At 63.1% G+C, this 22,629-nt stretch carries 13 protein-coding genes; 9 read left to right on the top strand and 4 right to left on the bottom strand.

Annotation, left to right across the window (positions count from 1 at the left end; genetic code table 11):
* Window positions 1-547: 547 nt before the first annotated feature.
* The 4 genes from peaA (at window position 548) to peaD (ending at window position 5,137) form a co-directional block, all read left to right on the top strand.
* Window positions 548-2,128, top strand: a complete 1,581-nt coding sequence (gene peaA / locus CD175_RS05670; protein ID WP_104448017.1) for a quinohemoprotein amine dehydrogenase subunit alpha — start codon at window positions 548-550, stop codon at window positions 2,126-2,128.
* A gap of 96 nt (window positions 2,129-2,224) precedes the next feature.
* On the top strand, window positions 2,225-3,655 hold the full coding sequence (peaB, locus tag CD175_RS05665; protein WP_104448016.1) for a quinohemoprotein amine dehydrogenase maturation protein: 1,431 nt from the start codon (window positions 2,225-2,227) through the stop codon (window positions 3,653-3,655).
* Between the two features lies 1 nt (window position 3,656).
* Entirely contained in the window at window positions 3,657-3,980 is a 324-nt protein-coding gene (gene qhpC / locus CD175_RS05660) for a quinohemoprotein amine dehydrogenase subunit gamma (RefSeq protein ID WP_007971075.1), read from the top strand.
* A gap of 38 nt (window positions 3,981-4,018) precedes the next feature.
* Window positions 4,019-5,137, top strand: coding sequence for a quinohemoprotein amine dehydrogenase subunit beta (gene peaD, locus CD175_RS05655; RefSeq protein WP_104448083.1), 1,119 nt, complete (start codon window positions 4,019-4,021; stop codon window positions 5,135-5,137).
* Window positions 5,138-5,259: 122 nt separating this feature from the next.
* Here peaD and CD175_RS05650 read toward each other — a convergent pair whose 3' ends face one another.
* Both CD175_RS05650 and CD175_RS05645 read right to left on the bottom strand, forming a co-directional pair.
* The gene (locus CD175_RS05650) at window positions 5,260-5,661 is read right to left on the bottom strand and encodes a lysozyme inhibitor LprI family protein (RefSeq protein ID WP_104448015.1); all 402 of its coding nucleotides are present in this window, start codon (window positions 5,659-5,661) and stop codon (window positions 5,260-5,262) included.
* 63 nt (window positions 5,662-5,724) lie between these two features.
* On the bottom strand, window positions 5,725-6,123 hold the full coding sequence (locus CD175_RS05645) for a GFA family protein (protein ID WP_104448014.1): 399 nt from the start codon (window positions 6,121-6,123) through the stop codon (window positions 5,725-5,727).
* Between the two features lie 198 nt (window positions 6,124-6,321).
* On the opposite strand from CD175_RS05645, the gene CD175_RS05640 reads away from it, so the two are divergent.
* Window positions 6,322-6,810: an SRPBCC family protein gene (locus CD175_RS05640; RefSeq protein ID WP_104448013.1), complete on the top strand. Its 489-nt coding sequence runs from the start codon at window positions 6,322-6,324 to the stop codon at window positions 6,808-6,810.
* Between the two features lie 334 nt (window positions 6,811-7,144).
* Here the strand turns inward: CD175_RS05640 and inhA are convergent, their stop codons facing one another.
* A complete protein-coding gene (gene inhA, locus CD175_RS05635; protein WP_104448012.1) occupies window positions 7,145-7,831 on the bottom strand; it encodes an isonitrile hydratase in 687 nt (228 codons plus the stop codon).
* 88 nt (window positions 7,832-7,919) lie between these two features.
* Between inhA and CD175_RS05630 the strand changes: the two genes are divergently transcribed.
* On the top strand, window positions 7,920-8,903 hold the full coding sequence (locus CD175_RS05630) for a GlxA family transcriptional regulator (protein ID WP_104448011.1): 984 nt from the start codon (window positions 7,920-7,922) through the stop codon (window positions 8,901-8,903).
* A 40-nt stretch (window positions 8,904-8,943) separates the two neighbouring features.
* On the opposite strand, the gene CD175_RS05625 is transcribed toward CD175_RS05630, so the two are convergent.
* Entirely contained in the window at window positions 8,944-10,767 is a 1,824-nt protein-coding gene (locus tag CD175_RS05625) for a glycoside hydrolase family 15 protein (protein WP_104448010.1), read from the bottom strand.
* Between the two features lie 256 nt (window positions 10,768-11,023).
* Between CD175_RS05625 and CD175_RS05620 the strand changes: the two genes are divergently transcribed.
* From CD175_RS05620 to CD175_RS05605, 3 genes are all read left to right on the top strand, one after another.
* Window positions 11,024-12,196: an MFS transporter gene (locus CD175_RS05620; protein ID WP_104448009.1), complete on the top strand. Its 1,173-nt coding sequence runs from the start codon at window positions 11,024-11,026 to the stop codon at window positions 12,194-12,196.
* Between the two features lie 186 nt (window positions 12,197-12,382).
* On the top strand, window positions 12,383-13,117 hold the full coding sequence (locus CD175_RS05615; protein WP_104448008.1) for a thioesterase II family protein: 735 nt from the start codon (window positions 12,383-12,385) through the stop codon (window positions 13,115-13,117).
* A 244-nt stretch (window positions 13,118-13,361) separates the two neighbouring features.
* Window positions 13,362-22,595: a non-ribosomal peptide synthetase gene (locus CD175_RS05605; protein ID WP_104448006.1), complete on the top strand. Its 9,234-nt coding sequence runs from the start codon at window positions 13,362-13,364 to the stop codon at window positions 22,593-22,595.
* The last annotated feature ends 34 nt before the right edge of the window (window positions 22,596-22,629 follow it).

The raw sequence follows: 22,629 nt of genomic DNA, 5'->3' as shown, positions 1-22,629 counted from the left end.
AAACCTCGTCTTGTTCGTGTGGCGAGGTCTTTCGCAATGGCTGTGCCAGTTTGCCGAAAGCGCCGCGTCAGCAGGCTTCGGCGGAAAAAGCAGCGCATGAGCGAGTGCTGGACTGTCGCAAACTGAGACGCCACTGACACACTCGCAGCACCCCGTAGGAGCTGGCTTGCCAGCGATGGTCGTTAACGATGACGCGTTCTTGCAGGGTGATTGCGTTGCCTGGGAGTCCATCGCTGGCAAGTCAGCTCCTACAAAAAACGAGCGAATTGATAGAAGGTCATCCGCCCTCCGCAGGCTCACCTATGCTCGTCTCAGAGTGCAACAGTTGTCGCGAAATTGAACGTGTTGCCGCGATGGCATGACTGGCAAAACCCCTGTTGATTCCGGCAAATCATTGATTCATTGAGGTATTCATAAGCTGGCACGCTCCGTGTATTGCTCATCGCAGACGTTTCTCTTGCCTCCGCCAGCGGTTCACCGCCGACGGCAGAAACCATAAAAACGATAGCCACAACAATAAGAACGCACCGTGCGAGGTTCGACGTTGATGAAGAGAAAACTCCGATCAGGCATGAGCGCCAGCCTGCTGGCCGTAGCCGCTTGTGTAGCGCTGCATTCGCCTCATAGCCTGGCAGCCCGCGACGCCCAGACCATCCTCAAGGAAACCTGTCAGGGCTGTCATACCCCCGAAGCCGATAACGGCCTGAGCCGCATCAGTCACCAGCGCAAGACGCCGGAAGGCTGGCTGATGAGCATTGCCCGGATGCAGACCATGCACGGTTTGCAGATCAGCGACGACGACCGTCGCACGCTGGTCAAATACCTGGCCGACACCCAGGGCCTGGCGCCGAGCGAAACCGACGGCGTGCGCTATGCGCTGGAGCGCCGGCTCAACACCGTCGAGAATTTCGATGACCAGACCAGCCAGATGTGCGGTCGCTGCCACTCCGGTGCGCGGGTGGCCCTGCAACGGCGTCCTGCCCAGGAATGGGAACGCCTGGTGAACTTCCACCTCGGCCAATGGCCGTCGCTGGAATACCAGGCGCTTGCCCGCGACCGCGACTGGTTCGATCTGGCCCGCAAAGAGATGGTGCCGCTGCTGGCCAAGCGTTATCCGCTGGACAACCCGGCCTGGAAAAAATGGCAGAGCGCTGCACCGAAAAGCGAGGCGCTGGCGGGTGACTGGAGCTTCAGCGGTCACTTGCCGGGCAAAGGTGAACTGGCCGGTGTCATGAGCGTAACCGCCGATGGCAGCGACACCTTCAAGGTCAGCGTCAAGGGCCAGTACGCCGACGGCAGCCCGTTCAATGGTGACGGCAGCGCGATTCTCTACACCGGCTATGAATGGCGCGGCAACGTGACCATCGATGGCGTGACCATGCGCCAGGTGTTCGCCGCGCAAGGCAATGCCATGCAGGGCCGCATGTTCGAGGCCGAACACGACGAGCGCGGCCTGGACTTCGTCGCCGCCAAACAGGGTTCCCAGCGTTTGCTGGCGGTGCAACCGGGCTACGTGAAAGCCGGCAGCGAAACCGAAGTGACCCTGATCGGCAGCGGTCTTTCCGGCAAGCCGAACTTCGGCAAAGGCGTGGAAGTGGTCGAAGTCGTCTCGCAGAGTCCGGAGCAGATCAAGGTCAAGCTCAAGGCCGCCGCCAATGCCCAGCCGGGCGCGCGTGCAGTCACCGTCGGTACGCTGAAAGGCCCGAGCCTGTCGGTGTACAGCAAGATCGATGCAGTCAAGGTCGTGCCTGAATTCTCGGTGGCACGGATTGGCGAGGGTGGCGGTTCGACGCCGAAGGTCCAGGGCCGATTCGACGCGGAAGCCTGGGGCAAGGGCGCCGATGGCAAGCCGTATCGCATCGGCGTGTTCCCGGCGCAATGGAAGGTCGAAGCCTTCGACGATCGCGCCAAGGAAGACGAAGACGTCAAGTTCGCCGGCACCATGCGGGCTGACGCGGGCGTGTTCACACCGGGCGATGCCGGGCCGAACCCGGCACGCAAGATGTCCACCAACAATGCCGGCAACCTCAAGGTGATCGCCGCCGTCGACGACGCAGGGAAATCCCTGACCGGCGAAGGCCACATGATCGTGACCGTGCAACGCTGGAACAATCCACCCATTCCGTGATGTTGAAACCTGAGCTTGGCTGACCAAAACGGTTTCAGACACTTTTTCGGAATGACCGCAAGCCCCGCAAACCGGGGCCTGCACAGGAGGTTTGCAATGGGCGCTATCTTGAATCTGGTCGAACGCAACCTGCACGAAGTGCAGGTCGATGCCGACCGCATGCTGTTTCACATTCCCAGCAGTTCGCTGTTCGCCAGCGATGAACTGACGGGCACCATCATCGATACCCTGCGCGGTCCCGGCTGCTCCTCGGACGACCTGATCCAGCGCCTGGCCGCGCGTTTCAATGGCGAGGAGATCACCGAGACCCTGCGCGAGCTGATGGCCCTGGAACTGGTCAGCGACGGCTCGCCGCTGACCCCGGACATCGCCACCAAACGGGTCGAGCGCACGGCGATCAACACCGTGGTGCTCAACGTCAATACCGGCTGCAACCTGAGCTGCACCTACTGCTACAAGGAAGACCTCGACAAGCCGTCGGCGGGCAAGAAAATGGACGTCGAAACGGCCATCGCCTCGGTGGAAATGCTGCTGCGCGAATCCCCGGATGAAGAGCGTTTCACCGTGGTGTTCTTCGGCGGCGAACCGCTGAGCAACCGCAAGCTGATCGAGTACATGGTCGATTACTGTGAGAAGCGTTTTCGCGAGGCCGGCAAATTCGTCGAATTCGTCATGACCACCAACGCCACGCTGCTCACCGAAGAAACCGTGGACTACCTCAACGCCCACCGTTTCGGGCTGTCGGTGAGCATCGACGGGCCGAAGACCGTGCACGACCGCAACCGCATCACCGTGGGCGGGCAGGGCACCTATGACGTGGTGCGGCGCAAGGCCGAGATGCTGCTGTCGCGCTACAACAGCCGTCCGGTGGGCGCGCGGGTGACCCTGACCACCGGCGTGACCGACGTTGAAACCATCTGGGATCACCTGTTCAACGAGCTGGGTTTCGCCGAAGTCGGCTTTGCCCCGGTGACGTCTGGCGACATCAGCACGTTCAACCTGACCAGCGACGAGTTGATCGAAGTCTTCGCCAGTATGAAACGCCTCGGTCGGCGTTACCTGGAAGCGGCGCTGGAGCACCGCAACATCGGTTTCTCCAACCTGCACCAGTTGATCACCGACATCCACGAAGGCCACAAAAAGGCCCTGCCGTGCGGCGCGGGCCTGAAGATGCTGGCGGTCGATCACAAGGGCGAGCTGAACCTGTGCCACCGCTTTACCGGTTCGAGCCTGCCGACCTTCGGCAACGTGCACAGCGGTGTCAAGCAGGTGGAGTTGAACGACTTCCTGTCCCAGCGCCTGGACCGCACCAACACCGGCTGCGAAGACTGTCAGATCCGCAACCTGTGCTCCGGCGGTTGCTACCACGAGAGCTACGCCCGCTACGGCGACCCGACGCACCCGACCTATCACTACTGCGAACTGATGCGTGACTGGGTCGACTTCGGCATCGAGGTCTACACCCGGATCATGGCCCATAACCCTGCGTTCATCAGCAGTTACATCACTCCGCGCAAGGCTCACTGATATGAAACATCTCAAGGCAATCAATAACAAAGCGTTGAAGCTGGATCAGGCCGCGGACGAGAACCGCATTGAGGAAGTGGTGGCCATGAGCTCCGTGGCGGGCTGTGCCTCGACCACCGACCCGGGCTGGGAAATCGATGCGTTTGGCGGTGTGTCGTCACTGTGCCAGCCGATGGAGGCCGACCTCTACGGGTGCTCCGACCCGTGCTGGTGGCCGGCCCAGGTGCCCGACATGATGAGCACCTACCCGGACTGGAACAAGGATGCCCAGGCGTCCAACGAAAACTGGCGCAACCTCGGCACTGTCTTCCCCAAGGACAAGTGATGCCCTTGAAAGCAGCGTATAACAAGAAGGATTCCAGCATGCACAGCATCAAAGCCTGCGGCCTGGCCGCGTTTGCCGTCCTGAGCAGTTGTTCGGTCAGTGTCCTGGCCGATGAAAACACCGCGTTGCAAGACGGTCACGAATACATGTTGACCACCAACTACCCCAACAACCTGCACGTGATCGACTTGGCCACCGACACCTTGTACAAGACCTGCAAGATGCCCGACGCCTTCGGCCCCGGCACCGTGCAGTTGTCGCCGGACCGCAAGACCGCCTACGTGCTGAACAACCACTACGCGGATGTCTACGGCGTCGAACTGGACAGCTGCAAACAGGTGTTCCACGCCAGCATCACCCAGAAGCCGGGGGAGAAAGCCAAGTCGATGTTCGCCTTCACCCTCAGCCACGACGGCAAGGAGCTGTTCACCATCGCCAACCCGACGCTGATGATGAACGACCGCTACGAAGTGCAGCAGCCTCGGCTGGACGTGTACTCGACCGACGCCGGGATGGATGCCAAACCGGTGCGCAGCTTCCCGGCGCCGCGGCAGCTGACCATCATGCAGAGTGGCGACGACGGCACCTTGTATGTGGCGGGGGCGGACGTCTACAAGGTCAATGTGCAGACCGGCAAGTTCGACGTGCTGATCCCCAGCCGTCACTGGAAACGCCCGAACTACAGCGCGCCGGACGTGCTCTACGTGTGGAACCAGCAGACCTACCGGCATGATTTCTCGCTGCTCTACACCGCCGCGAAATTCAAGGACAAGAAGCAGGACCCGGCCACCGCCGAATACCTGTACGGCCTGTTCAGCGTCGACCTGAAAACCGGCAAGACTGAAACCACCGACTTCGGGCCACTGACGGAAATCTATTTCAGCGGCATGCGCTCGCCCAAGGACCCGAACCTGATGTTCGGCGTGCTCAATCGCCTGGCCAAGTACGACATCAAGGAGAAGAAAATGCTCCAGGCGGCGACGCTTGATCACTCCTACTACTGCATTTCCTTCAACAAGGACGGCAGCAAGATCTACCTGGCCGGGACGTTCAACGACGTGGCGATCTTCGATGCCGACAGCCTGAAACAGACGGGCAGCATCAAATTGCCGGGCGGGGACATGGCGATTACCACGGCGCAGATATTTGTCCGGTAATTGCGGCGACTGAAAGGACGCCATCGCCGGCAAGCCGGCTCCTACAATGGATCCCTGTCTACTGACGATCTACTGTAGGAGCTGGCTTGCCAGCGAAGAGGCCCGCAAAAACACTGAAAATCTCAGCCCCCTGGCACCGGACAACTCATATCCCCCTCCTGGCACTTCAGGTAGTTCTTGAACGTCTGCACCCGCGCCTTGGTCAATTCCGTCACGCAATTGCTGTAGATCAGCGGATACACACTCCCGCCTTCCACCCCGGACGCCGAGAACTTGCACTCGGCATCGCGGAACGCAACCCACGCCCGCTGCGCACCCACCAGCAGTTTCTTGTTGTCCGGGTTGCCCTTGAATCGCGAAGTGATCTGCTGGTACAGCGCATTCAATTCCTTGTCGGCGGCCGCATTCTGCTGTGCCGCGCACTGGTTCATCGTCGCCTGGTTGCTGGCGTTGTCGCAGTCCACGGCGACAGCCATGGAGGTGAACAGCAGGGGCGTCAATGCCAATAGTAAGCGTGGGTTCATGCCGGATTACTCGCTGTGACCGAATGTTGAGGTGCAGTGTAGCCGTGTGACGGATTCAGCCCGCTACGCTTGCCACTGCGCATGCTTGTCCACCGATTGGTATTCAAGCCATGGCACATCATGAGACGTCCAGATATGCGCTTGGGGCGTCATCTGCGGATCTGCATCCAGTGTCGCCACACGAACAATCACGTGTGGCTGGGCCGGCCGTTCGGCCATCAGGTGTGAACCGCAGACCGAACAGAAATATCGAAACTTTCCCGGTGACGATTCGTAGCGGCTCAGGCGATCCTGGCCTTTGATCCAGCGAAAGTGCTCGCGCATGACCCCGGCGGTCGATGCAAACGCTGCCGCGTGAGCCTTGCGGCAGGTCTGGCAATGGCAGTGGCTGATGGGCATGTCGAGGCTATCGAGTTGGTATTCGATGGTTTTACACAGGCAACTGCCGCGCAGGTTTTTCATGGACGACTCCTTTCGTGGGGCGATCTGGAGGGAGAACGTTAGCAGTTTCGACCTCTGACTTTGTGATTGCCCCAGAATTTATCCCCGCAAATGCAACCGAATATCTCAGGCATGGTTGATTGCGCATCCCGATTGGTACAACTTTAGGGTTGGTCTTGTGGTCTTACTGGCCTACTGTTCAAGTACAGGAGGTGACTTATGAACCCAGCATCTGATCGCATCGAAAGGAAAATCCTGCTCAAGGCCAAGCGTTCGCAGGTCTGGCGCGTGCTGGCCAATGCCGAAGAGTTCGGACAGTGGTTTGGCGTGGCGCTGCAAGGCAAGCGTTTTGTGGCAGGCGAGTGGACCCAGGGGCAGATTACCTACCCCGGTTATGAGCATTTGCGCTGGAATGTACTGGTGGAGCGGGTCGAGCCGGAACGGCTGTTTTCGTTTCGCTGGCACCCTTATGCGGTAGAGCCGGAGTTCGATTACTCCCAGGAACCCACTACCCTGGTGAAGTTCGAGCTTGAAGACATGGATGACGGCACGCTTCTCAAGGTGTCCGAGTCGGGTTTCGACCACATTCCCCAGCATCGTCGCCTCAAGGCGTTCCGGATGGACAGCCGTGGTTGGGATGAGCAGATGAGCAACATCGAACAGTTTCTTGTGGAAAAGGCCAAGGCCCACGAGCTTCAGGGTGACTGACCAGAGCCTGGCCGTCGAAAGTCAGCTGGAGGCCTTTAAACTCGCGGCTTCCAGGCCAGGCACCTGAGGCGCCTAAGGGTTTTCGGAAGGTGGCTTATAGCGAATGTCTTACACGCGATGGTAGCGATATCGCCTGTTACAAATTGGATCCGATGCGTATTCTGGCCTCACCCACTGAAGCACAGGATGTGCTCAGGATCACGGATGATCGACCATATGCAAGGAACGCTGCGACAAGGAGTCGTCATGGTCTTGGAAAAACCCGCTTCGGCGGGTTTTTTTGTGGCCGCAGGAAAAGCCGGGGCGGCAGAAAGTGCGTTCCTGCCGCCACTTTTTACTGACGGTCGAGTTTCGCCGCCGCGCGCTCGGTGATTTCCGCCCGCAGCTTCAATGAGCCGGCAGCCCGCTGGCGAGCCTCCTCCAGCACACTGGCCGGCGCCGTCTCGGGGCTGCCCGCCGTAAACGGCGGAGCCGGAGCGTATTCCAGTTGCAACTGCACCAACTCGGCGGTGGCCGGGTCGAACAGCTCGGCGGCCAGGGTCAGGGCGAAGTCGATACCGGCGGTGATTCCGCCACCGGTCAACAGATGGCCGTCGCGAACCACCCGGTCCTTTACCGGGATTGCGCCCAGCGGCTTGAGCAACTCGTGATAGGCCCAGTGAGTGGTGGCGCGTTTGCCCTTGAGCAATCCCGCCGCGCCTAGCACCAGTGCGCCGGTGCACACCGACGTGATGTACCGGGCGTTGGCGGCCTGGGCCTTGAGGAAGTCCAGGGTCTGGTCATCTTCCATCAACGGCCCGACGCCGCTGCCACCGGGTACGCAGATCACGTCCAGTGCCGGGCAGTCCTCGAAGGTGGTCGTCGGTTTCAACAGCAGGCCGGTGCTGGCGGTGACCGGCATCAGGTCCTTCCAGATCAGATGCACTTTCACATCCGGCAGCGAGGCCAGTACGTCATAAGGGCCGGTCAGGTCCAGTTGCTGAACCTGTGGAAACAACAGAAAGCCGATCTGCAACGTCATGGTGTTTTTCTCGTGAAGTGGGTGGACGGTTTGACTGTAGGCTCGTAGGATTTGGCGTATACGCCAATATCCCCACGAATTACGCCAAATGTCGAAAACCATTCATGTACTCGCGTTCGCCAACGTGCAATTGCTCGACGTCACCGGGCCGTTGCAGGTATTCGCCTCGGCCAACGACATTGCCCGTCAGCAAGGCCTGCCGCCACCCTACGCGCCGACGGTGATTGCCGGCGGCGGCGGGGCGGTGATGTCGTCGGCGGGCCTGGCGCTGTTGGCCGAACCCTTACCGGATGACGGCACTGACACCCTGATAATCGCCGGTGGCTGGGGCGTCTACGCGGCGGCGCAAGATGCGTCGTTGGTCGCCTGGGTGCGCGAGCATGCCCGTGGCTGCCGACGGGTTTCCTCGGTGTGTACCGGTGCGTTTCTGCTGGCGGCCAGCGGCTGGCTCGATGGCCGGCGCGTGGTCACCCACTGGACCCGCTGCGAGCAACTGGCGCAACAGCACCCGCGCTTGCAGGTCGAACCCAACCCGATCTTCATCAACGACGGCCCGGTCTGGACCTCGGCCGGAGTGACGGCCGGCATCGACCTTGCGCTGGCCATGGTCGAACAAGACCTGGGACGCAACATGGCCCTGGAAGTCGCCCGGCAACTGGTGGTGTTTCTCAAGCGTCCGGGTGGCCAGTCGCAATTCAGCGTGACCCTGTCCCTGCAACAGGAAGGTAAGCGATTCGACGAACTTCACGCCTGGATCAGCGAAAACCTGACCAAGGACCTTGGCATCCCGACCCTGGCCTTGCAGGCCGGCATGAGCGAACGCAGCTTCGTGCGCCACTACCGCGCAGACACCGGCCAGACCCCCGCCCGGGCCATCGAACTGATCCGCGTCGAAACCGCGCGGCGCCTGCTCAGCGATACCGGTGTGCCGATCAAACGGCTGGCGGTGCAATGCGGCTTCGGCAGCGAAGAAACCCTGCGCCGCAGCTTCCTGCGGGCCATGGGAGTGACACCGCAGGCTTACCGGGAGCGGTTTTCGGTCAGTGCTGGAGTAGATCCAGTAGTGCCTTGAGTCACTTACTGCCTGAACTCGAACATTGTTTGATCCGTACTTACGGCTGCCAAACAACCTTCTCCCCACTCAACCTGCGGTCCAGAAAACACGCCGCACTGATCAACGCCAGATGCGTCAGCGCCTGCGGTGTGTTGCCCATGTGCCGCCCATGGCTGTCGAACTCTTCGGCATACAACCCCAGCGGGTTGGCGTACCTGAGCAACTGTTCGAACTCCAGGTGGGCCTTGTCGAGCTGGCCGGCGCGGGCCAGGCATTCGACGTACCAGAACGAGCAGGCGGCGAAGGCGCCTTCGCTGCCGGGCAGGCCGTCGATCCGGCTGTCGTCGTTGCGGTAGCGGTAGATCATGCCGTCGCGCACCAGGCTCCTTTCGATGGCTTGCAGGGTCGCCAGCCAGCGCGGGTCGCGGGCGCTGACAAAGCGCACCAGCGGCATCAGCAGCATCGAACCGTCCAGGCCGGTGCCGCCGATGTGCTGGACGAAATGCCCGTGCTCTTCATTCCAGAAGTTCTCCCAGATGTCGGCATGGATCGCCTGGCGGGTCTGGTCCCAGCGGGCGAACGGGGCGGGCAGCGAGCGTTTGGACGCGAGGCGGATGGCGCGGTCCAGGGCGACCCAGCACATCAGCCGTGAATGCAGGAAATGATACTGCTCGCCGCGCATTTCCCAGATACCGACGTCCTTTTGCTCCCAGGTTTCGCAGACCTGGTCGATGACTTCCACCGTGTGTTTCCAGCCTTCATGGGAGATGGCTTCGCCGTACTTGTTGACCAGGTAAATCGCGTCCATCAGCTCGCCAAAGATGTCGAGCTGGACCTGCTCGTACGCCTGGTTGCCGATGCGCACCGGTTGTGCGCCACCATGACCGGACAGGTGCGTCAGCTCGATCTCCGGCAACTCCTGGCGACCGTCGATGGCATACAGGATGTTGAGTTTCATCGGCTTGCCCTGACAGTCGCTGACCCGCCCGCGCAACCAGCGCATGTAGGCGTTGGCCTCTTCGACGAAGCCCAGGCGCATGAACGCATAGACCGTGAACGAAGCGTCGCGGATCCAGGTGAAGCGATAGTCCCAGTTGCGCTCGCCACCGGGGCTTTCCGGGAGGCCGAAAGTCGCCGCGGCGAGAATGGCGCCGTGCTTGCGCGAGGTCAGCAGCTTCATTGCCAGGGCCGAGCGGTTGACCATTTCGCGCCAGCGCCCGCGGTAGCTGGACTGGCCGATCCAGTCGCGCCAGAACTTCAGGGTGCGCATCAGGCACAGATCGGCGGCACCCTCCTTGAAGCGTGGGTCGCCAGGCGCACCGAGCAGGAACTGGGCGGTCTGGTCTTGCTCAAGGGTGAACTGCGCGACCGCCCCATTGGCATCAATGTGCATGGCTTGATCGGCGCGCAGTCGCAGGGACGGCTGGTCGGCAGCCTCGAAGATCACGTCATCCTTATCCATGCTCGCGCGGGTGCTGGCGCGGGCGTAGTCATGGCGCACGGCGCAACGCATGTGGAAGGTGGCGCGGCCGCTGACCACGCGGATCCGCCGCATCAGCAGTGGCAGGTCGTCTTCGGTGTCGCCGACGGGCAGCAGGTCGGTGACCTCGACTACCGCTCGGTCACTGAGCCAGCGGGTTTGCAGCACGTTGGTGTCGGGCAGGTAAATCTGTTCGCGGCGGGCGTCGGGCAAGTCCGGCGACAACTGGAAAATCCCCGCCTCGGGGGTGTCCAGTAGCGAGCAGAAGATCGACGGGCTGTCGAACTCCGGCCAGCAGAAAAAATCCACGCTGCCCTTGTCGTTGACCAGCGCCGCGCTGCGCATGTCGCCGATGATGCCGTGGGCGTCGATGGGGCTTTGGCGTTCGGGGTGATCAGCCATTGTCGCGGAACTCCGGGAACCTGGGGGCCTAAGTAGCTGACTGGTTTGGGGGGGCGAGAGTTCATTTGGCGGGGGCGTGCGTTGTCTGTACTGGCCCCTTCGCGAGCAGGCTCGCTCCCACAAAGGACGGCGTACAGCGATCAACTGTGGGAGCGAGCCTGCTCGCGAAGGGGCCTTCACATTCAATCAACAATTTGCTGCTTCCCCCGCAATCAGCCGTTATGGCAACGTGCAGTCCCCTGATGAGACCTGACCCATGGCAAACCCCTATCGCGAGTTGTTCAAAGCCCCAGGCAGCGGCGCATTCGTACTGGCGGGCATGCTCGCGCGCATGCCGATTTCCATGACCGGCATCGGCCTGATCACCATGCTCTCGCAGTTGCAGGGTGGCTACGGTCTGGCGGGCGCGGTGGCGGCGACGTTCGCCCTGGCCACGGCGTTTTGCGCACCGCAGGTCTCGCGGCTGGTGGATCGGTATGGCCAGGGACGGATTCTGCCGGTGGCGGCGCTGCTCGGCGGTGGGGCCCTGTTGTTGCTGTTGCTGTGCACGCGGTTGCAGGCGCCGCACTGGACGCTGTTTGTCTTCGCTGCGCTGGCCGGTTGCATGCCGAGCATGTCGGCGATGGTGCGGGCGCGCTGGACCGAGGTGTATCGCGGTCGCCCCGAGCTGCAGACTGCCTACGCCCTGGAATCGGTACTGGATGAAGTCTGCTTCATCGTCGGGCCGCCGCTTTCCGTTGGCCTGTGTGTGGTGGCGTTTCCCGAGGCCGGGCCATTGGCAGCCTTGCTGGCGCTGGCCGTCGGCGTCACCGCGTTCGTGTTGCAGCGCAGCACGGAGCCGCCGGTACATCCCCACGAAGATCACCATCAAGGCTCGATCATTCGCTCGCGCGACATTCAATTGCTGATGCTGTTGATGGTCGCCATGGGCACCATCGTCGGCGTGGTGGACGTGGTCAGCGTCGCCTTCGCCCAGCAGCAGGGTCAACCGGCGGCGGCGAGCATCGTGCTGTCGGTGTACGCCATCGGCTCGTGCCTGGCCGGTCTGGCCTTCGGCGCACTGCGTTCGAAAGTACCGCTGGCGCGCCTGTTCCTGTACGGCGGCGTGGCAACGGCGGTGACCACCTTGCCGTTGTTGCTGGCGGCGAACATTATCGGCTTGTCGCTGGCAGTGTTTGTCGCGGGGCTGTTTTTTGCCCCGACGCTGATCGTCGCCATGGCCCTGGTGGAACAGATCGTGTCGCCGGCCAAACTCACCGAAGGCCTGACCTGGCTGGTCACCGGACTGAGCATCGGCGTAGCGATCGGCGCCGCCGGCTCCGGCTGGCTGGTGGACGCCTTCGGCGCGCGCAGCGGGTTCTGGCTGGCGATTGCGGCGGGGGCGCTGGTGCTCGGCTCGGCGATCCCGAGTTATCGCCATCTGAAATGAAGATCGACCTGTGGGGCATTTCCCTGTGGGAGCGAGCTTGCTCGCGATGGCGGCGTGTCGGACACCAATGATGTCGACTGATACTGCGCTATCGCGAGCAAGCTCGCTCCCACAGGGTTACTCATATGGCTAATTCCCGGAACACCTCATCCGTTCTCCATACAGACAACTCTCGAGGAAATCCCGGTGACCCCGCTGACATTGCTGTGCCTGCCCTATTCGGGCGCGAGTGCCATGGTCTATAGCCGCTGGCGGCGCAAACTGCCGGAATGGCTCAAGCTGCAACCGGTGGAATTGCCGGGGCGGGGCGCGCGCTATGGCGAGCCCCTGCACACCGACATGCGCCGCCTGGCGCTGCAACTGGCCCACGAACAGAAGGCCACGCTCAAGGCGCCGTATGCGTTGTTCGGCCATAGCATGGGGGCGTTGCTGGCCTGCGAGATGGCCCACGCGTTCCGCTCGCTGGGTTACCCGGAACCGGTCGCACTGTTCGCCTCGGGCACCGCTGCACCGACCTTGCGCGCCGAATACGACCGCGGCTTTGCCCAGCCGAAAACCGATGCCGAACTGATCGAGCAATTGCGCACCCTCAACGGCACCAGCGAAGAGATCCTGGCCAATGAAGAGTTGATGAGCCTGACCCTGCCGGTGCTGCGCGCGGACTTCCTGTTGTGCGGGCGTTTCGCACCGATCCAGCGCCCGTTGCTCAAGTGCCCGGTGCACGTGCTCGGCGGCAAGGCCGACCGCGCCACCACCGAGCAATTGATCGGCTGGAGCCAGGAAACCCGCGGCAGTTTCTCGGTGGACATGCTGGCCGGCGGGCACTTCTTCATCCATGAGCAGGAGGCCAAGGTGCTGCGGGTGATCAAGGACCAGCTTGAGGGGCATCATCGGCGGCATGGGTTGATGGCGGTGGGCTGACCCTATTCTGAATTCACCACAAAACCTGTGGGAGCGAGCCTGCTCGCGAAAGCGATGTGTCAGACACCATTGATGTCGACTGACACGCCGTCTTCGCGAGCAGGCTCGCTCCCACAGTGGTATTTATCAACCTGTTTTTCCGCGCTTCACCTTTCGCCTGATCCGCTAATTTTTCCCGCCTGCATTCGTTTTATAGGGACGACGCGCCCTTGCGCCTGCTGCCTACTGATGCGGATGCCGATAGATGAATGCTGAAGACTCCTTGAAACTTGCTCGCCGGTTTATCGGGTTGCCCGTGGAAAAGCGCCAGATGTTCCTGGCGGCCTTGCACAAGGAGGGCGTGGATTTCGCCCGTTTCCCGATCCCGGCCGGCATCGAGGCCGAGGATCGCCAGGCGTTGTCGTACGCCCAGCAACGCATGTGGTTCCTCTGGCAGCTGGACCCGCACAGCGGCGCCTACAACCTGCCGGGCGCGGTGCGGTTGACCGGGCACTTGAACCTGTCGGCGCTGGAGCAGGCGTTCGCCAGCCTGGTGGCGCGGCATGAAACCCTGCGTACGCTGTTCCAGCGTCAGGTCGACGATAGCTTGCAGCAAGTGCCTGCCACGGCGCCGTTGCTGATCGAACAGGTGGATTTCAGTGCACTGCCCGCCGAGGAGCGCGAACGGGCCGTGGCGCACACCGCCGAGCAGCAATCGATGCTGCCGTTCGATCTGGCGACCGGTCCGCTGCTGCGGGTCACCTTGCTCAAGCTCGCAGAACTTGAGCACGTGCTGTTGCTGACCCTGCACCACATCGTCTCCGACGGCTGGTCGATGAACGTGCTGATCGACGAATTCATCCGCTGCTACGACGCCTTCGATGCGGGCACCCAGCCGCAGCTGGCAGCGTTGCCGATCCAATACAGCGACTACGCCCTGTGGCAGCGCCGCTGGCTGGAGGCGGGCGAGCAGGCGCGGCAACTGGCGTACTGGCAGGCGCAACTGGGCGATGAGCATCCGGTGCTGGAATTGCCCCTGGATCATTCGCGCCCGGCCATGCCGAGCTATCGCGGCACCCGTTATGAATTCGCGGTCGAAGCGCAACTGGCCGAACAACTGCGCAGCACCGCGCAGAAGCACAACATCACCTTGTTCATGCTGTTGCTCGGCGCCTTCAACGCGTTGCTGCATCGCTACACCGGGCAAACCGACCTCCGCGTCGGCGTGCCCATCGCCAACCGCAACCGTGCGGAAATCGAAGGCCTGATCGGTTTCTTCGTCAACACCCAGGTGCTGCGTACACAGCTGGACGGCCAGACCCGGGTCGACGACCTGCTGCGCGCCGTCAAGGAAACCGCCCTCGGCGCCCAGGCCCATCAGGACCTGCCGTTCGAGCGCCTGGTCGAAGCGTTGAAACTGGAGCGCAGCCTCAGTCACACGCCGTTGTTCCAGGTGATGTACAACCACCAGCCGCACGTGGCCGACATGGCCTCGGTCAGCACCGCCTCCGGCCTGATGCTGGGCAGCATCGACTGGCAAAGCCGCACCACCCAGTTCGACCTCACCCTCGACACCTGGGAGAAGGGCGGCAAGCTGCACGCCGCGCTGACCTACGCTAACGATCTGTTCGAAGCCGACACCATCGCACGCATGGCCCGGCACTGGACGCGCCTGTTGCAGGCGTTAGTCGACGACTCGACGCAAAAAATCGGCGAGTTGCCGATGCTGAGCGCCGATGAGCAGCAGATGCTGGTGCAGGACTGGAACCGCACCGCCGAGGTCTATCCCGTCGAGCAGTGCATGCATCAGCTGATTCAGGCCCAGGCCCGACGCACGCCCGAGGCAACGGCCCTGGTGTTTGGCGAGCGCCAGCTCAGCTATGCGCAACTCGATGCCCGCACCAATCGCCTGGCCAATTACCTGCGCAAGCAGGGCGTTGGCCCGGATGTGCTGGTGGGGATCTGCGTCGAGCGTTCGCTGGACATGGTCATTGGCCTGTTGGCCATTCACAAGGCGGGTGGTGCCTACGTACCGTTGGACCCGGAGTACCCGGCCGAACGTCTGGCCTACATGATCGACGACAGCGCGATTGGCGTGCTGCTCACGCAAAGCAACCTGCTCGGCGCGCTGCCCACCGACGACGTCAAGGTCATCGCCCTGGATCAGCCGCAAGACTGGCTCGACGGCTACAGCGAAGCCTGCCCGCAGGTCGAGGTGCATCCGTTGAACCTGGCCTATGTGATCTACACCTCCGGTTCCACCGGTAAGCCCAAAGGCGCCGGCAACAGTCACGCAGCGCTGGTCAACCGCTTGTGCTGGATGCAGCAGGCCTACGGGCTCGATGGCAGTGATTCGGTATTGCAGAAAACCCCGTTCAGTTTCGACGTGTCGGTCTGGGAGTTCTTCTGGCCGCTGATGACCGGCGCGCGTCTGGTGGTGGCGCCACCGGGCGCACATCGGGAACCGGCGCAGTTGATCCGCCTCATCGCTGACCACGGCATCAGCACGCTGCACTTTGTGCCGTCGATGCTCCAGGCGTTCATCCACGAGCCGGGCGTCGAGGCGTGCACCGGCCTCAAGCGCATTGTCTGCAGCGGAGAAGCCTTGCCGCTGGATGCGCAATTGCAGGTGTTCAAAAAGCTGCCGGGTGCCGGGTTGTACAACCTGTACGGCCCGACCGAGGCGGCCATCGACGTGACCCACTGGACCTGCGTCGACGAAGGCGCCGACAGTGTGCCCATCGGCCGGCCCATCGCCAACCTGCGCACTCATGTGCTGGATGCGCAATTGCTTCCGGTTCCGGCCGGCGTGGCGGGGGAGTTGTATCTCGGCGGCGCCGGGCTGGCGCGCAGTTATCACCGGCGTCCGGCGCTCACCGCCGAGCGCTTCGTGCCGTGTCCGTTCCACGACGGCGCGCGCTTGTACCGCACCGGTGACCGCGTCCGGCAGCGCGCCGATGGCGTGATCGAATACCTCGGGCGCCTCGACCATCAAGTCAAATTGCGCGGCCTGCGCATCGAACTGGGGGAGATCGAAACCCGCCTGATGCAGCATGAGCTGGTGCGCGAGGCCGTGGTGCTGGTGCAGGGCGGCAAGCATCTGGTGGCGTATCTGGTGCTGGAAAGCGCTGACGCCGATGCGCAGTGGCCGCAAACCCTCAAGGCCTGGCTGCTCGGCAGCCTGCCGGAATACATGGTGCCCACGTACCTGATGCCGCTGGATGCCTTGCCGGTGACCGCCAACGGCAAACTCGACCGCAAGGCCTTGCCGCCACCGGACGCTGCGCCGCAACAGGCGTTCGTCGCACCGCAGGATGCCATGCAGGCCATGCTGGCGCAGATCTGGCAGGACGTATTGGGCACGCAACCTGTGGGCCTCGAAGACAATTTCTTCGAACTCGGCGGCGACTCGATCATTTCCATCCAGGTGGTCAGCCGCGCCCGTCAGGCCGGCATTCGCCTCAGTCCGCGGGATCTGTTCCAGTACCAGATCGTGCGCAGCCTGGCATTGGTCGCGACGTTCGACAGCCGCAGCAGCATCGATCAAGGCCCGGTCAGCGGCGAGGTGATCCTGACCCCGGCGCAGCATTACTTCTTCGAACAGGCCATCGCCCAGCGTCAGCACTGGAACCAGTCGCTGCTGCTGACACCCCGGGAAGCGCTGGATCCGCAAGCATTGGAAAGGGCGCTGGTCGCCGTGATCAACCACCACGACGCCTTGCGCTTGCGCTTCATCGACGGTGCCCAAGGCTGGCAGCAACACCATGGGCCGCAGGTCGAATCCGCTAGGTTGTGGCTGCGTCGGGCCTCTTCGGCCGAAGCCCTGACTGCGCTGTGCGATGAAGCGCAACGCAGCCTCGATCTGGCCAATGGGCCGCTGCTGCGCGCCTTGCTGGTCAACCTCGACGATGGCAGCCAGCGCCTGCTGCTGGTGGTCCATCACCTGGCGGTGGATGGCGTGTCGTGGCGGGTGTTGCTCGAAGACTTGCAACAGGCTTACCGGCAAGTGGCGCTGCCCGAGAAAACCAGCGCCTATCAAGCCTGGGCCGCGCACCTGCAACAGCATGCCGGCATCTTGTCTGGGCAACTGCCGTACTGGCAGGCGCAACTGGCGGATGCCCGGGACCTGCCGTGTGACCATCCGCAGGGCAGCTTGCAGCAGCGCCACGGGCACAAGATCGTATCGACACTGGATGCCGAACTGACCCGCCAATTGCTGCAACAGGCACCGGCGGCCTATCGCACCCAGGTCAACGACCTGTTGCTCACGGCGTTGGCGCGGGTCATCTGCCGCTGGAGCGGGCAGGGCTCGACGCTGATCCAGCTCGAAGGCCATGGTCGCGAAGACCTGTCCGACGACCTCGACCTGAGCCGCACCGTCGGCTGGTTCACCAGCCTGTTTCCCGTGCGCCTGCAACCCGAGGCCGGGGCGGCGAATTCGATCAAGTCGATCAAGGAACAACTGCGCGCCATTCCCGGCAAAGGCCTGGGGTATGGGTTGCTGCGCTATCTCGGCGAGCCGGCGCAGCGCCAGACGCTGCAAGACTTGCCGGCGCCTCGCATCACCTTCAACTACCTGGGGCAGTTCGACCGTCAGTTCGATGAGGCTGCGCTGTTCGTCCCGACCGCGGAAAGCGCTGGTCAGGCCCAGGGCGATGATGCGCCGCTGGCCAACTGGCTGACCGTGGAAGGCCAGGTGTATGGCGGACAGCTCTCGCTGCAATGGGGTTTCAGCCGCGACATGTTCGCCGAATCCACGGTCCAACAACTGGCCGATGCCTACACCGAAGAACTCAAGGCACTGATCGAACATTGCTGCGCGACAACGCCAGGCCAGGTCACGCCGTCGGACTTCCCGCTGGCGCGCATCACCCGGGCACAACTCGATGCCTTGCCTGTCCCGGCACCGGCCATCGAGGACGTTTACCCGCTGACGCCGATGCAGCAGGGCATGCTGTTCCACACCCTGTACGAACCCCAGGCCGAGGCCTACATCAATCAGTTGCGCCTGGACATCCAGGGGCTGGAGCTGGCCGCATTCGGCCGGGCCTGGCAGGCGGCGATCAACCGACACGACATCTTGCGCAGCAGCTTCCACTGGTTGGGGCTTGAGTGCGCGCATCAGGTGATTCATCGCCAGATCGACCTGCAACTGCAAGTGATCGAAGTGGCCGATGTCGACCTCGATGCACTGGCCGCCGAAGAGCGCAGTCGCGGCTTCGAACTCAGCGCCGCGCCGTTGTTCCGCCTGGTGCTGGTGCGCCGAGGCACTGAAGACTGGCACCTGATCTATACCAGCCATCACATCCTCATGGATGGCTGGAGCAACGCGCAGTTGCTCGGCGAAGTGATCCAGCAGTATGCCGGGCAGACGCTGGCCAGGCCGATGGGGCAATACCGCGACTATCTGGGCTGGATTCAACAGCAGCCGCTGCTGGCCGCCGAACAGTTCTGGAAGCAAGCGCTGGCGCCACTGGAAACGCCGACGCTGCTGGCGCAAGCCTTGCCGACACCGGTCGAAGGGTGCGGCATGGGCGAGCATCAATTGACCCTGGAGAGCGCCGCGCTACAGCGCCTGGGCGATTTCGCCCGCCAGCAGAAAATCACCCTCAACACCTTGCTGCAAGGCGCCTGGGGCCTGCTGTTGCAGCGCTACACCGGCCAATCCTGCGTGGCGTTCGGCGCCACCATGGCCGGACGCTCCGCGCCGCTGCCGGGCATCGAGCAGCAATTGGGGCTGTTCATCAACACCTTGCCGATCATTGCCGCACCGCCGGCAGGGCAGTCGGTGGCCCAGTGGCTCAACCACCTGCAAGCACTGAACCTGAGCCTGCGCGAGTTCGAACACGTGCCGCTGTACGACATCCAGGGCTGGGCCGGGCAACAGGGGGCGCTGTTCGACAGCCTGCTGGTGTTCGAGAACTTCCCGGTGGCCGAAGCCCTCAAGCAAGGGGCGCCGGCGGGCCTGACCTTCGGCGCGCTGCGCAATCACGAAATCACCAGCTACCCACTGACCCTCGGCATCGAAGTCGGCGCCACCCTGCGTCTGGATTTCAGCTTCGACCGCAGCCGGTTCAGCGCGGTGCAGATCAGCCAGTTGGGCGCCAGCCTGTTGCGGGTGCTGGAGCAATTCGTCGCACAGCCACAGCAGGCATTGGGCGCGGTCAGCTTGCTGGATGCACAGGCTCAAGCAAAGGTGTTGAACGGTTCGCGTCCACCCGCGCCGCCACTCGATAGCCCGTTGCTGGCCCATCAGCGTTTCGAGCAACAGGCGGCACGCACGCCCGATGCACTGGCGGTGATGGTCGGCGACGAGTGCCTGACCTACGCCCAGCTCAATGCGCAAGCCAACCAGCTCGCCCATCGCCTGCGCGCCCAGGGGGTGGCACCGGGGCAGCGGGTCGGCCTGTCGGTGCGGCGCAATGCGCAGATGATCGTCAGCCTGATGGCCATCCTCAAGTCCGGCGCCGGTTACGTGCCGCTCGATCCGGATTACCCGGCCGAGCGCCTGGCCTACATGATCGAAGACAGCGGCATGGATCTGCTGCTGGCGCAACCGGGCTTGCTCGCCGATGTAGCGCTGCCGCAAGGTTTGCCGCGCCTGGGGCTGGAGGCGAGCGTTGACGGTTACTCCACCGAAAACCCGGAAAACCTCGCCAGCGCCGAAGACCTCGCCTACCTGATCTACACCTCCGGCTCCACCGGACGCCCGAAAGGCGTGTGCCTGGCCCACGCCGCGCTGCGCGAGTTTTGCGTGATCGCGGCGGACTATTCACAACTCACAGCGCAAGACCGTGTGCTGCAATTCGCCACCTTCAGCTTCGACGGCTTTGTCGAGCAGTGCTACCCGCCATTGTGCGTGGGCGCGGCGCTGGTGATGCGCGGCGATGAGTTGTGGGACACCGACACGCTTTATCGGCAAATCATCGCACGCGGCGTGACCCTGGCCGACCTGCCGGCCGCCTACTGGTTCTTGCTGGCTCAAGAGTGGGCTGCGCAACCGCAGCGTGACAAAGGGCGCTTGCGTCAGGTCCACGTCGGTGGCGAGGCCATGTCGCTGGAAGGCCTGAAGTTGTGGCATGCCGCCGGTCTGGGCGATGTGCGCCTGCTCAATACCTATGGGCCGACCGAAGCCACAGTCGTTTCCAGTACCCACGAATGCACCCTGGCCGATACCCGCAATCCCCTTGGCGTGCCGATTGGTCGCGCGCTGCCGGGGCGTGCGTTGTATGTGCTGGACAGCGAAGGCCACCTGCTGCCGACCGGTTGTGTCGGCGAGTTGTGCATCGGTGGTGATGCGGGACTCGCCCAGCGCTATCACCAGCGTCCGGGTTTGAGCGCCGAGCGTTTCATTGCCGATCCGTTCTCCGCCACACCGGGGGCTCGGTTGTACCGCAGCGGCGACCTGGCGCGTTATCGCGAGGACGGTGCACTGGAATACCTGGGGCGTATCGATCACCAGGTGAAAATTCGCGGATTCCGCGTCGAACTGGGTGAGTTGGAGGCGCACCTGCAAGGCCTGCCGATGATCAGCGAAGCCGCAGTGCTGGTGCACGAAGGCGTCGGCGGCAAGCAGTTGATCGGCTACGTGGTGCCGGCCCTGGATGAACAGCTGGACGCGGATGCGCGACAACTCACCGACACCGTACGCCGCGCCTTGGGCGAGCGCCTGCCGGACTACATGCTACCGACGCAACTGGTGGTGCTGGCCGCGTTGCCCCTCAACCGCAACGGCAAACTCGACCGCGCCGCGTTGCCGGCCCCGCCAGTCTGGGAGGCGGCAACCGGTAGCGCACCGCAGGGGGCACTGGAAATCCAGCTGGCGCAGATCTGGCAACAGGTGTTGCAGGTCAGTCGCGTCGACCGCGAGAACAGCTTCTTCGAATTGGGCGGGCACTCCTTGCTGGCGACGCAGATCGTCTCGCAGATCCGCCAGCGCATGGGCCTGTCGGTGAGCCTGCGCAGCCTGTTCGAACACCCGCGCCTTGAGGATTTCGCCGCACAGGTACAGACACTGCAACTCCGTTGTGAACGCCCGGCGCTGGTGGCGGACACCTCTGGCGAACGCCAGCCGCTGTCCTTTGCCCAGCAGCGCCTGTGGTTCCTGTGGAACCTGGAACCGGACAGTTCGATGTACAACATGCCGGGTGCCTTGCGCCTGCGCGGCGAGCTAAACCTCGACGCCCTGCGCCAGACCTTCGAAACCCTGGTACAGCGTCATGCGGTGTTGCGCACCACCTTCTACGAAGAAGACGGCCAGACCTGGCAACGGGTACACCGGCAATTGCCGTTGAGCTTCGAGGCCGGCGACCTGCGGCATCTGCCGGCGCCGGACGTCGAGGCGCAACACCTGGCCCGCGAGGAAGTCGCGCGGCCATTCGACCTGCGCCACGGCCCGTTGCTGCGGGTGCGGGTGCTACAGGTCGCGGATCACCAGCATGTGCTGTTGCTGACGGTGCATCACATCGTCGCCGATGACTGGTCGTTCCGCGTGCTGATCAATGAATTCGTCGCGCTGTATCCAACCCTCAACCGTGGCCAGACCCCGCAACTGCCGGCGCACAGCGTGCAGTACGCCGACTTCGCCAAATGGCAGCGCCAGTGGTTGGAGCAGGGCGGCGAGTTGCAACGCCAACTCGACTACTGGCAGCAGCGCCTTGCCGAGCCGCAAGCGGTGCTGGAGTTGCCCGCCGATGGCGACCGGCGCACCGCGCAGGAAGGTGCCAGCGCACATTTCACCTTCAGTGCCGAACTCAGCCAGCAGTTGCGCGACTTTGCCCAGCAGCGCGATCTGTCGCTGTTCATGCTGCTGCTGGCCGGTTTCACCCTGGTGTTGCGCCAGCGTACCGAGGTCAGTCGGGTGCGCATCGGCACCGATATCGCCAACCGAAATCAAGCCGAGCTTGAAGAAATGGTCGGCTTCTTCGTTAACCAACTAGTACTGCAAGTGGAAGTCGATGCCGGGCAGCCGGCCGCGCAATTGCTGGAGGCCTGTCGCCGGGCGGTGCTGGAGGCTTCGGACCACCAGGACCTGCCGTTCGAGCGTCTGGTGGAAGCCTTGCGCTTGCCGCGCCGGGCCGGACGTTCGCCGCTGTTCGACATCAAGCTGATTTACCAGGAAGGCGTCGGTCGCTTGCCCTCGATGGATGGGTTGCACGTGGAGGATTTCCCGTCCGGGCGTCAGGCCGCCGAGATCGGCATGGTCGCTGCGTTCTACAACGACGCGCAGCACATCCACCTGAGCTTCGAGACACCGGCCGGCCAGTACCTGCCGAGCACGCTGGAATGTGTATTCGAACAGATCCGGGCGGTGCTCGAGGCGTTGGTAAGCGCTGAGCCGTTGCAGGTCGGTGAGTTGCTGAACCTGGCCAGCGATGTCCAGCGCCGTGCCGATGCGCGCTTGAACGAGCAACGCAAGGCCCTGCTCGGCGGTGCCATGGCGATCAAGCGCCGCTCGGCGAACCGGGGCGCGTCGACCGCGCCAACCGCAGCGGACTGATACAGGCGACGGCGTCCTTTAGCGCCGCCGTCAA

It is taken from the genome of Pseudomonas laurylsulfatiphila (assembly GCF_002934665.1).
Lineage (GTDB): Bacteria > Pseudomonadota > Gammaproteobacteria > Pseudomonadales > Pseudomonadaceae > Aquipseudomonas > Aquipseudomonas laurylsulfatiphila.
The sequence above is the reverse complement of the archived record's forward strand: the minus strand, read 5'-3'. Positions and strand labels throughout refer to the sequence as shown.

Excerpts from the sequence above, each read along its gene's own strand:
- peaA (WP_104448017.1), top strand. The coding sequence starts at position 548 with ATGAAGAGAAAACTCCGATCAGGCATGAGCGCCAGCCTGCTGGCCGTA.
- peaB (WP_104448016.1), top strand. The coding sequence starts at position 2,225 with ATGGGCGCTATCTTGAATCTGGTCGAACGCAACCTGCACGAAGTGCAG.
- qhpC (WP_007971075.1), top strand. The coding sequence starts at position 3,657 with ATGAAACATCTCAAGGCAATCAATAACAAAGCGTTGAAGCTGGATCAG.
- peaD (WP_104448083.1), top strand. The coding sequence starts at position 4,019 with ATGCACAGCATCAAAGCCTGCGGCCTGGCCGCGTTTGCCGTCCTGAGC.
- CD175_RS05650 (WP_104448015.1), bottom strand. The coding sequence starts at position 5,661 with ATGAACCCACGCTTACTATTGGCATTGACGCCCCTGCTGTTCACCTCC.
- CD175_RS05645 (WP_104448014.1), bottom strand. The coding sequence starts at position 6,123 with ATGAAAAACCTGCGCGGCAGTTGCCTGTGTAAAACCATCGAATACCAA.
- CD175_RS05640 (WP_104448013.1), top strand. The coding sequence starts at position 6,322 with ATGAACCCAGCATCTGATCGCATCGAAAGGAAAATCCTGCTCAAGGCC.
- inhA (WP_104448012.1), bottom strand. The coding sequence starts at position 7,831 with ATGACGTTGCAGATCGGCTTTCTGTTGTTTCCACAGGTTCAGCAACTG.
- CD175_RS05630 (WP_104448011.1), top strand. The coding sequence starts at position 7,920 with ATGTCGAAAACCATTCATGTACTCGCGTTCGCCAACGTGCAATTGCTC.
- CD175_RS05625 (WP_104448010.1), bottom strand. The coding sequence starts at position 10,767 with ATGGCTGATCACCCCGAACGCCAAAGCCCCATCGACGCCCACGGCATC.
- CD175_RS05620 (WP_104448009.1), top strand. The coding sequence starts at position 11,024 with ATGGCAAACCCCTATCGCGAGTTGTTCAAAGCCCCAGGCAGCGGCGCA.
- CD175_RS05605 (WP_104448006.1), top strand. The coding sequence starts at position 13,362 with ATGAATGCTGAAGACTCCTTGAAACTTGCTCGCCGGTTTATCGGGTTG.